The organism is Fluviicola taffensis DSM 16823 (genome assembly GCF_000194605.1).
GTDB lineage: Bacteria > Bacteroidota > Bacteroidia > Flavobacteriales_D > Crocinitomicaceae > Fluviicola > Fluviicola taffensis.
In genome coordinates this window covers 1561245-1574313 of sequence record NC_015321.1, presented here as the reverse complement: position 1 = coordinate 1574313, position 13069 = coordinate 1561245, and the positions used below count along the sequence as shown (strand labels likewise).

Genomic DNA, 13069 nt, shown 5'->3' with positions numbered 1-13069 from the left:
TTTAGCGCAAAGTGAGGTGAAATAAGATGCAATTGTTTAGAAAAAGAAAGAAAAAAAAGTTGGACGAGTTGTTTGATGCGTTTTATTACGAAGCAGATTATACGTCTAATAATTTGGAATTCTTGGTTGATTTAGTTGCACATTTTCGCCCTGAAAAAAAGGAAAAGAATCAACCACCAGTTAGCATTCAACCCTTGTTAGATTACTTGCAAGAAAATGCTGTGAAGCGCTATGCGATGTCGGTTTATCTCCGAAATGTATTTCAAAACCGCAAATTTACGTCTATTTTAACGGATTCGGGTATTATTAGAGATGCTTACTTCATCCGAGAAGTGAGAGAACGCTTGGCTTCGAAGATTTTGCCCGAACAACCTGAGCCCGATACTTTGCAGTTTTTGTTGAATCAAGTCTTTTATAAGCAGAAAGATTTTGAATGGATTCAGGAAATTTCTATCCTTGAAATCAATGAGTTAATTGTTTTATTGGATTTGGATACGATATATGATAACGAAGAAGATAGTTCTAACTCTGCAATTACAGAAATCGTAAGTGGGATTAGTTTGTTGATTCAACGCATTAGCGGAAGAGCTTTGGAGCAGGATGTATTGATTATGGTTCCAGAGTATGAAAATGTGCAAAGTCCTTTTGAATCTTTTGAGAAAAAATTGGATGTAATCATTACTAAAATCGTTCGTCAACGAAATTTTTCGGTTTCTGGAACAGATCCTGATTATTTGGATTTAGTTGAATTACTTAAAGGATGTCATCAAATCATCAATACCGCTTTTGATAATAGCGCAAAGTTTGGTATTTCCCTTCGGGTGAATCAAAGCTTGTTGCGGATTAGACAACAGTTATTTCGAATAGATGCGCTTTTGCCCTTGTTGGCAATTGATTCGGATGAAGACAAACGAGATAATTCCATTTATTTGACGATTAAGTTGATCAAATACAATTGCAGAAAGAACAACATTCGTCGCTTGATGTTGGATAGCACACAAACAATAGCTTACGAGGTAACTCAACATACCGCAAAAACAGGAGAACACTACATTACCGAATCGAAAAAAGAATACATGCATATGCTATTGACGGCAATGGGTGGAGGATTGATTGTTGGTTTCTTGTGTTTATTCAAAGTTGTTTTGGGTAAAGCAGGTGTCAGTGATTTTGGTCACGCTTTCTTATATAGTATGAACTATGCATTTGGATTCATTCTCATTTATCTATTAGGGTTTACTTTAGCAACGAAGCAACCTGCTATGACAGCAGCGGCAATTGTTAAATCGATTGAGGGTGGATTATCTGATTCAGTAAATGATGCAGACAGACATAGATCCTTTGCAATCTTGTTTTCACATCTTTTTCGATCTCAATTCATCGCATTTGTGGGGAATGTTTTTGTAGCATTTCCTGTTGCTTTAGTGCTCATTTGGTCCTTACAGGGAGTGGTTGGTTTCCAAATTGTGAATCAACATAAAAGTGATGTACTACTAACTGATTTAAATCCCATTGAATCTTGGGCAATTTTACATGCTGCAATTGCGGGTGTTTTCTTATTCTTATCAGGGATTATTTCTGGTTCCATTTCCAATAAGATCAAGCATAAAAAGATTTACAACCGTATCAAGGAACATCCGATTTTGAAAATTTCGTTGGGAAAAGAAGGCGCAAAGAGTTTTGCAACTTGGATTGAAGCAAAATGGGCAGGTGTAGCATCCAATTTTTGGTTTGGAGTTTTCTTAGGTTCCACAGCAAGCATCGGAATATTTCTCGGATTAAATTTGGATATCCGTCACATTACATTTGCTGCAGGAAATATGGCTCTCGGATTGTTTGGCGGAGATTTTCACTCAGGTTGGTATCCAATCTTGATGGGAATCCTTGGAATAGGTATGATAGGTTTTGTGAATTTTATTGTCAGTTTTGCTTTATCACTTTGGTTAGCTTTGCGCTCCCGAGATATTCCACTTTCTGAGGTAAAATACCTGTTTCACTCTGTTTGGTTGTATTTTAGACACAAACCAATCTCCTTCTTTTTCCCTGTAAAAAATTCTTGAGAATGTCATTTATTGGTGTATCAATTGTTATAAATGCACTTATTTTCTAGTTTAAAGTGTTAAAAATTTGAGAAGTTAGGTACTGATTTCCTATCTTAGCGCCACATTAATTTTAATAACTTACTATGAAAAAATCATTACTAGTGGTTTCTTTCGCTTTACTTTGTTGTAGTTCTGTTTTCTCTCAAGAATTAAGCACAACAAAAGTAGCAAAGGAAAAACCTGTTAAAAAGGAAAATGCCTTGAATCAGGCTAAGCCTATTTCTGCCAATACTCCATTGCAGAAGCAAAAAGAATCGAATTTAAACCCTTCAAAAAATGAGGAACAAGTTTTAGATCGAAACAGTAAAAAATTATCTAAGAAAATCACCAAATAGTAAGACCATATGAAAACAATAAATTTTCGTCAAACTGTTCTTGGTTTGTTTTCGGGTGTTTTGCTCGTTTCCGTGTCAAGTTATTTGTCTTATTCTCAGTCTTTTACAGAGGGATTTGATGATGTTAACACACTTACCGAATGGGGTGTGACTAACAATAGTGACTCACCAAGTGCAACATTGGGTTGGGGAACTGGAAACCCAGCTAGTTTTGATGCACAAGCAGGAGCTGCTACTGATTCTTATTTGAGCTGTAATTATCAATCAACCACTGCAACCGTTCCTGCAACAATCAGCAATTGGTTATTTTCACCCAACCGAGTTCTTAATAATGGAGATGTAATTACCTTTTATTCTCGTATTCCTTCAGGAACAGAGTATCCTGATCGTTTACAAGTTCGATTGAGCACAAATGGTAATAGTACAAATGTGGGTACAACATCAACTTCCGTAGGTGATTATACTACTTTATTGTTAGAAATTAATCCTACGTTGGTTACTGGAGTTTATCCAAAAGTTTGGACCCAGTACACAATTACTATTAGCGGTCTATCTGGTCCTACTTCGGGAAGAGTTGCTTTCCGCTATTTTGTAACTAATGGAGGTTCTGCTGGTACGAATTCCAATTATATTGGAATTGATACTTATTCCTACACTTCCACATTAGCTGCTCCTGCAAATAATGATTGCGCTGGTGCTACATTATTAACAGAAGGAACAAGTTGTACACCTACTTCTGGAACGATAGCTGGAGCAACAGCTTCAGTTCCGATAACAGTTTGTGAAGGAACGGCAAATGATGATGTTTGGTATCGTTTTGTTGCGACTTCTACAAATACAAAAATTACGGTTGACGGATCTACTAATTTTGATGCTGTTTTTGAAGTGTTCTCTGGTGCTTGTGGATCTCTAACATCTGTTGCTTGTCAGGATTCATCATTAAATGATGGAGTTGAATCTATGCAATTTGCAAATTTAGTAGTTGGACAAACTTATTTTATACGTGTTTTTGATTGGTATGATTACTTTCCAGCGTCATTAAATTTTACAATTTGTGTGCAAGAAATAGCTTCCTGTTCTATAACTCAACCTGGAGGCTCTATTGTTGAGACAGAAGCTTGTGGTTCAGATACAAACGGCGGATGTAATTCTCCGACTCCGGTTTATCAAGATATTACCTGTGGAGCTGTTGTTTATGGATCTGCTTGGGCAAATAATGGGTTAAGAGATCAAGATTGGTATCGTTTTACTGTAACGAGTCCTACAACGGTTAACTGGAATGTTAATGCAGAATTTCCAGCGGCTTTACTTTTTGTAAATATTTCAAATTGTGCAAGTCCAGTAGTTATGTCTAGTGTATTGGCAAGTCAGTGTACACCAACTACATTATCTTATGCATTCGCTCCAGGTACTTATGTCGCATATGTTGCGCCAGCTCAATTTTATGGATATCCGTGTGGAACAAGTAATGACTACATTGCAACATTAACAATGACAACAACTTCACCAGTAATTTCTGCGGGCGGAGCAACTACTTTTTGTACACCAGGTTCGGTAAACTTAACTTCAACTGGAACAGGAACATTTATTTGGAATAATGGTGGAACTCCAATTGGCGGAGCAATAGCTTCTGCTTATTCAGCAACAGCTGCGGGCTCATATACTGTTCAGTTAACAGACGCTAATAACTGTAAATCAAATTCGAATGCGATTGCTGTTACAGTTAACCCATTGGATAATGCAACATACGTTTATCCATCAAATTCTATTTGTGATGCTTCACCAAACCAAACGCCAACAACTTCTGTTGCTGGAATATTCTCTGCTACCCCAGCAGGATTGGTTTTTGTAAGTACTGCAACTGGAGTAATTGATGTAGCAAACAGTGCAAACGGGTCATATTCTGTGACTTATACTACTTCAGGAACTTGTCCTAATACAAGTACTCAAACAGTAGTGATCTCAGGAGCTCCTGATGCAACATTCAGCTATGCACAGCTAACCTACTGTACTAATGCAACAAACCCAAGTCCGGTATATCCTACAGGAGCTAGCGCTGGAGCATTCAGTTCTACTGCTGGTTTAGTAATTAATGTTTCTTCTGGAGCTATTGATTTAGCTTCAAGTACTGCTGGAACTTATACGGTGACGAATTCAATTGCTGCAAATGGTTCTTGTGCTGCTTCAACAGAGGAGTTTGACATAACAATTGCTGCTGCACCTACTGCAGCTGTTTCTGGTGGTGGAACACAATGTGGTCCTGGAACTTTCCCTGTTAGTATTGCATTAACTGGAGCTGGTCCTTGGAACATTACTTACACAGATGGAACAACTCCTACAACTGTAAATGCTGTTACAACTTCTCCTTATACTTTCAATGCTACAGCAAACGGAACTTTTACTGTTACAAACGTTACTATGGCTGGTTGTTCAGCTGTTGGAACAGGAACGGCTACTGTATTATTTAACACAAACCCAACAGTTGCATTTACAGCAGTTGGAAATGTGTGTGACAATGCAAGCCCTGTAACATTGGTTGGTTCGCCTGCTGGTGGATCTTTCTCTGGTTCGACAGGAGTTTCTGGAACTACTTTTGATCCGGCTGGTTTGACTCCAGGTTCTATTACTTTGACGTATACTTATATGGATGCAAATAACTGTTCAGGAACTGCAAATTCAACATTCACTTTGAATGCTGCTCCAACGGCAACTCTTGGAACATTTACAGAAGTTTGTATGCAATCAGGTTCATTTGCATTGACTAGCGGTTTACCTGCTGGAGGAACGTATTCTGGAACAGGAGTAACTGCTGGTAATTTCAATCCTGCAACAGCTGGAGCAGGTACAAAAACAATTACTTACACTGTAACTGCAAATGGATGTACAGATGCTGCTTCTCAAACTATCGTTGTTGAAGATTGCGCAGGTATTGAAGATGTAACTAATTTTGGATTGGAGATTTATCCAAATCCTGCAACTTCAGCTGTTACTATCAAAACAGGAAAAGATGTAACGTTCTCTATGATTTCTGAGGATGGTAAAATCGTTTATCCAGTAGCTTCTTTAACGATGAATACAGAAACTCAATTGCAAGTTTCTCACTTAGCAAAAGGAGTTTATTTCTTAAACTTTACGAGTGCTCAAGGAAACTTGGTACAAAAAGTGATTGTTCAATAAAATGAATTGATTCGATTGAAATGCCGCCCGTCAGCTGACGGGCGGCATTTTTTGTTTTAAACAATGAATGGGATTAAAGCTTTTTAGCTAATTTCGGAAACCATGCCAAAGAAATACGCAGCCATAGATATTGGATCGAATGCAGCTCGATTGTTAATCGGTGAAATCGCCAAGGAGAATGGACACCCTTATGTGAAGAAAATTTCCTACACGCGTCTTCCTTTGAGATTGGGAGGAGAAGTCTTCGATTCAGGTGAAATTAGTATCCAAAAAGCAGAAGACTTTATCAAAACGATGAAAGCATTTAGTCTCATTGCAGATATTTTCAATGTGTCGGCAATACGTGCTTGTGCTACGAGCGCCATGCGTGATGCTAAAAATGGACCAGAGATTATTCAACAAATCAAACGAAATACTGGAATCGAGATTGAAATCATATCAGGAGACGAAGAAGCACGTTTAATTTTCGGGACTTTTGCCTTATTAGATATTGAGCTTTCAAAGCCTTATTTGGTGATAGATGTAGGCGGAGGATCAACAGAAATTAACGTATTTGAACACGGAAAACGCGTTGCAGCAAAAAGCTTCGACATTGGAACCGTTCGTATGTTGAAGAACAAAGTTGAAAAAGATCATTGGCGCGAATTGAAACTCTGGATCAAAGAACACGTGGAAGACAATCCACACTTGGTGTATGCAACTGGAGGAAACATCAACAAGATTCACAAGATTTTGGGTTTTAAAGAGAAAGCTCCCGTTACGCTTAGAGCTATGAATAAGCTGTATAAAGAGCTCGAACCACTCAGTGTGGGGCAACGCATGGATTTGTTCCAATTAAAGCCAGACAGAGCAGATGTCATCGTTCCAGCGCTGGAAATTTTCCGCGTCTGCATGAATGCCTTGAATTGCAAAGAAATGTATGTTCCAAAAATCGGTTTATCGGATGGAATTGTATATGATTTACACAAGAAGAAGGCTTGAAACAATCCAAGACTTTCAATAATAGTGATCTGTGAGCCAATTCATGCAATAGCGGAGGAACAACTGTTTCGTTGAGTCATTAAAAATGGTGATAAATTAGCACGAGTGTGACACTCGCGCTAGCATGGGTTTCACTGACTGTTACGGCACCAGTTGGCAGTGTTTCAATTCAAGCTATGTTTGTACCAGGGAATGCTGGTTTGGTTTCTGGGAGAGTTTATGTAATTGACAACATGCGTTTTGTACGAATGACAGGTGTAAATTTTTACACCTCGACTTTTGAAATAGGAACGATTGTTGCTCAAAACACCGATGGTTGGAGTACTAGTTGGGCAACTTCGTATATGAATGTATTGACAGGATCACCGAATAAGCTGCGCGTAGCAGGAGAAATACCAGCCATTCAGCGCAATTTTGATGTTACTCCGAGCGACAATTACGAACTGACCTATACACAAACTGAAAATAATTCGGTAACTTTATTGGTAGAGCAAAGTTCTAACGGAACATCTGGCTGGAGTACACTTTTGAATACCACATCTATGAACGGAACACAAACCACGAATTTTACACCAACACAGGCATATGTGCGGGTGAAGTATAGTGGAAGTGCAGCGTTCTCCTTGGCCAATATGACGCTGGTTGGCACCGATACAGATACTTCTTATTCGTTGATAGCGAGAGGTGATTATCGTTATTCCTTCCAAGGTCAAGAGCATGATGACGAGGTGAAAGGAGCAGGAAACAGCATTAATTTTGAATATCGTATGCACGACCCTCGTATTGGTAGGTTCTTTGCGATTGATCCGTTGGCAAAAAGTTTTTCTGAACTAACACCCTATCAATTTTCAAGTAAATAGTCCAATTTTTATGATTGAACTAGAAGGTGCAGAAGGAAAAATAACTGTTGTCACAAAATATTATACAGAGGCTGGTGAATTACATCAATCTAAATTACAAGTATATACTGTTGAAGGTTTAAAAGCAGATATTATAAAAGTTGTTTGGAAATCTGTTGATGATCCTAGTGGTCCAGTAGTACAAATAGATTATTATGGAAGAATGGAGGATGGTACTAGATCAGGTTATTCATTAAAGAAAGCTACTCCAGATGCCAAACCAACTGTTGAATATTTAAATTATTTTTTCTCTGGGGATATAAATAACTCCTATAATGTAAAAATAAAGAAAAGAGAGGATGCTAAATTGGCTCAGGAAAAGTTAGATAATGAACCTTGGTATAAGGGAACTTGGGCTGATCCTGATCGCCCAGATTATTCGTATGCTCCTTTTCAATCTGGAGAGATTTCACTACAGGTTACAGTTACAATCGGAAGTACTTCTCAAACAGTAGGATTGTCATTGAAGGAAGGAGGAGGGGAAAGTACTCTTTCTACAGGTTTAAAAAATGAGACAGTAATAGATTATACAAAAGCTGAAATAGGTATTTCGGGAGGAATAGAGTTTCAGGGGAATATAAGGAATGGGGATAATAGTAAAGTAACGACTGAAGTTGGAGTAGAAGTTAGTAGAGGCCCATATTCAGGAAGTGTTCAAACTTCTAGTAGTGGTCAGCAGTCTGTAACAATAGGAATTACCCCAAGCCTCACTATTCCAATATTTAATAAAGGTAAAGGAGTTAAAGTTCAAACTAAAATTGATGAAACACAATGAAAAATAAATTTTTAATTATTCTGGCAATTGCTCAAGTTATTTTTTTTTCAAGTTGTAACTTAAAGGAGACCTCGATACTCGATAAGTCTCTTAAAACAACTATTGATGAGAATAGTTGTTTAATTGCACTAAAAAGCACAAGTGATAACAATAAGAGAAATGTAGTTCTCACTACACAATGCGAAAGTGATTCTATTTTGTTTTATGGTAAGGTATTATATGATTTTGTGTCAAATTTGAGTAAAGAGGGTGTTCATTTCGATAATTATTCAATTCAAAATATTTCGAATCAGGAGTTAGTGTCATTTGATAAAAATGAATGGATAATAATTTCGGCAAAGAGGAAGATTTTTGATAAAATTGTAGATGAGCTACAAACTAAAAATTACAAAAAAATGTATGCTTTACTAAGTACGGAAATTAAGTCTAAAATTAGCTATGAAGATATGAAATCTAATGTTAAAACATTATTGAAATCAAAATATAACAAATTCGAAGGATTGAGTTTGATGTCTGTAAATGGTGAAAAATATATCAGTTTATCAAGGACTAACGGCAAGAACAGGATATTGATTACATTTTCTTTTGAAAAGTCAAATGACAAAGTTTACGGATATTCACTAGAATAGGTAATGTATCAAATCGGGTAGTGTTCCAGTTTGTCACCTATTTCAAAACCAAATAGCTAACAAGTTGATTTTCAGATAAAAATATACATACTGAAGTTTGTTCAGATGAAAGGTTACCCTCACAAGGTAACTTTTCGTCTTTTATAGCAACCTTAAAGGTAGTATTTGCGTTGTTGGTGTATCAAAACGTCACCTAACATGCTATGCCACTTTTGTAATAATGCCTGCGTCAGAAAAGGATGGAGTAAGAATACTCAAAAATATCGTTGTAAAACGTGTTTCAAATACCAGCGCGAACAATACGTTTATTCATCCCGTCTAATCACAGACCAACAAATTATCCAACTTACAAAAGAAGGATGTGGAATCAGGAGTACCGGAAGAATATTAAATATTTCGCCCACTACCGTTATTAAAAGGATTTTGAAGATTGCTACACACCTTACAAGATCATCTCCAATTTTATTCGGGCAAACTTATCAGGTAGATGAGTTATTTACTTATATCGGAAATAAGAATAATCGAGTTTGTGTTGCCGATTCCTTAAACCCTAAAACAAGAGAAGTAATAGATATTGTGGTTGGCAGACGAAATAAAAGTAACCTCAAAAAGATCATATCTACTTTAGTCTTGTCCGATGCAAAGCAAATCACAACAGACAAACTGAATATTTACAAAGAACTTGTTCCAAAAGAACTCCATTCTACCAAGCATAGGGGAATCAATCACATTGAACGTCAGAACCTCAATTTGAGAACTCACTTAAAACGATTGAACCGAAGGACTATTTGTTTTTCAAAATCGATCAAAATGTTGGATGCGGTTTTACGAATATATTTTTGGTTTGGAGCGAAAACAATTCTGTGACTTTCGTTGCTTGTTTGCCAAATGACAGCTATCCATCTTCAACGGAGAAATACGTGTAAAACGACATGAAAGAATAGCGATAAGTGGATCCAAATCGGCATCAGATGATTTTCAGCTAAGTAATTAATTGCAAGAAATTTGAATAAAATTTACATTTTTTGTAAAGAAATTTCGTATCTTTGATTATGTACCTGACGGAGATAAAAAGTGGTAAGGACTTTGAAGTTAAAATCAAATCACTGGATGATGATGATTACAAAAAGATAAGCAAAGCTCAATACTATTTTAATTGGAAAACAGAAAAAGGAAATAATGTTTACAAACTAGTTCTCAAAGATGAAGTCTTAGGATTGTTGTCATGTGTACATTACAAAAACGAAAAGCGAATTGAAATAAGGTTATTGGCTGTTTCTAAAGAGAATCGTGGAAAAAGTAAAAAATACGAACGCATAACAGGAACTTTAATTGCATTTGCTTGTAAAGAAGCAATGAAAAAGTATGGTATTGAAGGTTGTGTTTCATTAGTACCAAAAACCATTTTAAAAGGGCACTACATGACTTGTTATGGAATGTTAGATGCTGGTAGACAGGTGTTTTTAGAGGGGCAATCATTGTTGGATATTTTAAAGGAATATGAGTTATGAAAAAAGATAAGTTGAATGATAAGTATACTAACAAGGAGTTGGCTGAATCTTTTGTTTTTAGAAATAAATTAACTGCAAATCAAAAAGTAGAATCTGATTTGCAGTTGAATGAAATGCGTAAGAACATACAGCAGTCAATTACTCCAAAACAGTTGCTTCTGTCTCGTTTGTTGCAGTTAAAATATCAAATAGAAGATTATTTGGAGAATCCTACCTATGATGCAAAACACTCTTTTGGATTCTTTTTAAGAGGGTATTTGGAGACATTAAATAAGAAGAATAAAGAGTTTGCAAAAGATATAGATATTGCCGAAACGGAATTGAGCCTAATTCTCAATAAACATCGTAAACCAAGTGAAAAAGTGATGATTCGTCTGGAAATACACTCCAATAAAATAATTCCAGCAATCACATGGTTTAGATTATTAGAAAAAGAAAAGGAACATGAAATTCTAACGAATAGTGATTTAAGAAAACAAGAAAAAAGTCATGTTCGTAATATGGTGAGTGTTTAAGTAAAGTTTAGCATTTATTCAAGGTTACTTTTTAAAGCCCAGACATTTGTTTGGGTAGTGTTCCAATTCTGCACCTGAACAATTTTTGAGAATTTAATTTACTGAAAACCTATCTATAAAAGTAGATAGGTTTTCTTTTTACTTGGGCAACTTCGTATATGAATGTATTGACAGGATCACCGAATAAGCTGCGCGTAGCAGGAGAAATACCAGCCATTCAGCGCAATTTTGGTGTTACTCCGAATGACAATTACGAGCTGACCTATACGCAAACTGAAAACAATTCTGTAACTTTCACGGTAGAACAAAGTTCTAATGGAACAACAGGCTGGAGTACACTGATGAATACCACAAGCACAAACGGAACACATACGAGAAACTTTACGCCCACACAGGCTTATTTGCGTGTGAAGTATAGTGGAAGTGCTGCTTTCTCCTTGGCCAATATGACGCTGGTTGGCACCGATACAGATACTTCTTATTCGTTGATAGCGAGAGGTGATTATCGTTATGGGTTTAACTCCATGGAAAAGGATGATGAACTGAAAGGTAGTGGCAACAGTTATGATTTTGGGGCTAGGATGTATGACAGTAGATTGGGAAGGTGGCTAACAATTGACCCATTAGCAGGTAAACAACCTAGTCAATCTCCTTATAAAGCGTTTTTGAATAATCCAAATTTATTTGTTGACCCTAATGGAGAAACAGAATACCATATAAATGTTCTTATCAATGAGAAAACTGGAAAAGCTGTCATAACAGTAACAGTTGCGTCAAGCGATGTTATGACTGATGGTGTTAAACACACAATTTGGGATAGTCAAGCAACCTCTCACCAAGAAAATTTCTATTATGATTTTGCAAAAGTAACTGTAACCACAATTTCGAAAAAAGGAAAAATAAAGGTTCAAGAATCGACACAAATAATAAAAGGGAATGGTGAGAAACGTTACATTAAAGATTATGATTATGTACTCTTTGGTGGAGATAAAAAGTACGACACTCATTCTGAATGGTATACACCAAAAGATTTGGGAGTAGAAGTTTCTTTTGGTATCAATATGGGTGGTTCAACAGGCGGTTCGGGTGCTATCGGTCAAGATTGGTCAAAAAATGCAGTTGGGTCTGTAAGCTTTGATGATTTAAGTGCTATACTAAGCAGGTCTTCTATATCAGGAGGTTATAGCCCTGGAAGTGGTTCATGGCATTCTTTAACAAAAGGTCAAGTACAAGATTTTTTAAAAACAGCGAAAGAGTCAGTTGAAACTGGAAATAAAATTGGTGAGGCATATAATGAAACTAAAAAAGCCATTATTAAAACAGATTCATGTGAAGTTTGTGGCCAGATTGGAACGGAAGATAAAATGAAATCAGAATCTTGGCATGGTTCGCTTGTTAAAAGAAAAGGGTATGAAAAGAAGCAAAAATAATTGTTTAATAGTTTTCATTTCAATTTTGTCTTTTGTATTACATTCCTGTAGCAATACTGAAAACGAAAACTCAAATTCAATGGTTTCAGAATCAGTCATGGATACTACTTTTTATTCAAGTGGAAAAATTATGGTATTAACTCAACTCAAAGCAAATGGACAAAAGCACGGATTTAAAAGACGTTATTTTGAAAATGGAAACATTGAGTATTCTCGAACTTATTTTAAAGATAAATTAGTGGGTAGCGACTATTGGTATTACAAATCAGGGGGATTGAATATGTATTCAGTAAGAAATATAGAAGATAGTGTATTCTTCTTTTTATATCTTGATAGTTTAGGCAACGTAACTGAAAAAATTGGAGCACTAATAAATAAAGAATATGAGATTGAAGGAGGAAACGACACTTTGCAACTAAACAAAACTTACCTACTACGTTTTTTATATGCAGACCCTAAAATTTATAAGTTCAATTTAGATTCGGTCATACTTGAAACGAATAAGTCAAAAAGACACTTTAAAAACTATTATTTTGAGAAGGAAAAAGCAGAAATTATTTTTGAATTCAAACCAAAACAAAGATGCAAACAAAAATTAACGCTTTATAGTTCCTTAAAAGACAAAAAAGGGAATATTAAATATAGTAATTCCTTAGATATAATGTTGTATGTGAAATAGGTAATGTTCCAATTCTGCACCTGAACAATTTTTGAG

The 13069-nt window shown here is 36.1% G+C and carries 12 protein-coding genes; all 12 read left to right on the top strand.

The features are described 5' to 3' along the window. Nucleotides 1-26 precede the first annotated feature (26 nt). A complete protein-coding gene (locus FLUTA_RS06985) occupies nucleotides 27-2060 on the top strand; it encodes a site-specific recombinase (protein ID WP_013686157.1) in 2034 nt (677 codons plus the stop codon). Nucleotides 2061-2185: 125 nt separating this feature from the next. Then, a complete protein-coding gene (locus FLUTA_RS06980) occupies nucleotides 2186-2437 on the top strand; it encodes a hypothetical protein (protein ID WP_013686156.1) in 252 nt (83 codons plus the stop codon). 9 nt (nucleotides 2438-2446) lie between these two features. After that, on the top strand, nucleotides 2447-5614 hold the full coding sequence (locus FLUTA_RS20655; protein WP_013686155.1) for a T9SS-dependent choice-of-anchor J family protein: 3168 nt from the start codon (nucleotides 2447-2449) through the stop codon (nucleotides 5612-5614). A gap of 102 nt (nucleotides 5615-5716) precedes the next feature. After that, nucleotides 5717-6595 (top strand): Ppx/GppA phosphatase family protein, encoded by an 879-nt coding sequence (locus FLUTA_RS06970; RefSeq protein WP_013686154.1) that lies wholly within the window; start codon nucleotides 5717-5719, stop codon nucleotides 6593-6595. Between the two features lie 107 nt (nucleotides 6596-6702). Continuing rightward, the gene (locus tag FLUTA_RS06965; protein WP_013686153.1) at nucleotides 6703-7455 is read left to right on the top strand and encodes an RHS repeat-associated core domain-containing protein; all 753 of its coding nucleotides are present in this window, start codon (nucleotides 6703-6705) and stop codon (nucleotides 7453-7455) included. 10 nt (nucleotides 7456-7465) lie between these two features. Continuing rightward, complete coding sequence (locus FLUTA_RS06960; RefSeq protein ID WP_013686152.1) at nucleotides 7466-8269, top strand: hypothetical protein; 804 nt, start codon at nucleotides 7466-7468, stop codon at nucleotides 8267-8269. Then, nucleotides 8266-8898, top strand: a complete 633-nt coding sequence (locus tag FLUTA_RS06955; RefSeq protein ID WP_013686151.1) for a hypothetical protein — start codon at nucleotides 8266-8268, stop codon at nucleotides 8896-8898. Before FLUTA_RS06960 ends, FLUTA_RS06955 begins: the two co-directional genes overlap by 4 nt. Before the next feature lie 198 nt (nucleotides 8899-9096). Further along, entirely contained in the window at nucleotides 9097-9765 is a 669-nt protein-coding gene (locus tag FLUTA_RS06950; RefSeq protein WP_052301354.1) for an IS1 family transposase, read from the top strand. Nucleotides 9766-9950: 185 nt separating this feature from the next. Beyond that, nucleotides 9951-10409 (top strand): hypothetical protein, encoded by a 459-nt coding sequence (locus FLUTA_RS06945; RefSeq protein ID WP_013686149.1) that lies wholly within the window; start codon nucleotides 9951-9953, stop codon nucleotides 10407-10409. Beyond that, on the top strand, nucleotides 10406-10924 hold the full coding sequence (locus FLUTA_RS06940) for a hypothetical protein (protein WP_013686148.1): 519 nt from the start codon (nucleotides 10406-10408) through the stop codon (nucleotides 10922-10924). The genes FLUTA_RS06945 and FLUTA_RS06940 overlap by 4 nt, the downstream gene beginning before the upstream one ends. Nucleotides 10925-11082: 158 nt before the next feature. Then, entirely contained in the window at nucleotides 11083-12354 is a 1272-nt protein-coding gene (locus FLUTA_RS06935; RefSeq protein ID WP_013686147.1) for an RHS repeat-associated core domain-containing protein, read from the top strand. Continuing rightward, on the top strand, nucleotides 12335-13033 hold the full coding sequence (locus FLUTA_RS06930) for a toxin-antitoxin system YwqK family antitoxin (RefSeq protein WP_043023704.1): 699 nt from the start codon (nucleotides 12335-12337) through the stop codon (nucleotides 13031-13033). Before FLUTA_RS06935 ends, FLUTA_RS06930 begins: the two co-directional genes overlap by 20 nt. Nucleotides 13034-13069: the final 36 nt, after the last annotated feature.

Bases quoted from the DNA above. Each gene is read 5' to 3' on its own strand.
- FLUTA_RS06985 (WP_013686157.1), top strand. From the start codon at position 27: ATGCAATTGTTTAGAAAAAGAAAGAAAAAAAAGTTGGACGAGTTGTTT.
- FLUTA_RS06980 (WP_013686156.1), top strand. From the start codon at position 2,186: ATGAAAAAATCATTACTAGTGGTTTCTTTCGCTTTACTTTGTTGTAGT.
- FLUTA_RS20655 (WP_013686155.1), top strand. From the start codon at position 2,447: ATGAAAACAATAAATTTTCGTCAAACTGTTCTTGGTTTGTTTTCGGGT.
- FLUTA_RS06970 (WP_013686154.1), top strand. From the start codon at position 5,717: ATGCCAAAGAAATACGCAGCCATAGATATTGGATCGAATGCAGCTCGA.
- FLUTA_RS06960 (WP_013686152.1), top strand. From the start codon at position 7,466: ATGATTGAACTAGAAGGTGCAGAAGGAAAAATAACTGTTGTCACAAAA.
- FLUTA_RS06955 (WP_013686151.1), top strand. From the start codon at position 8,266: ATGAAAAATAAATTTTTAATTATTCTGGCAATTGCTCAAGTTATTTTT.
- FLUTA_RS06950 (WP_052301354.1), top strand. From the start codon at position 9,097: ATGCTATGCCACTTTTGTAATAATGCCTGCGTCAGAAAAGGATGGAGT.
- FLUTA_RS06945 (WP_013686149.1), top strand. From the start codon at position 9,951: ATGTACCTGACGGAGATAAAAAGTGGTAAGGACTTTGAAGTTAAAATC.
- FLUTA_RS06940 (WP_013686148.1), top strand. From the start codon at position 10,406: ATGAAAAAAGATAAGTTGAATGATAAGTATACTAACAAGGAGTTGGCT.
- FLUTA_RS06935 (WP_013686147.1), top strand. From the start codon at position 11,083: ATGAATGTATTGACAGGATCACCGAATAAGCTGCGCGTAGCAGGAGAA.
- FLUTA_RS06930 (WP_043023704.1), top strand. From the start codon at position 12,335: ATGAAAAGAAGCAAAAATAATTGTTTAATAGTTTTCATTTCAATTTTG.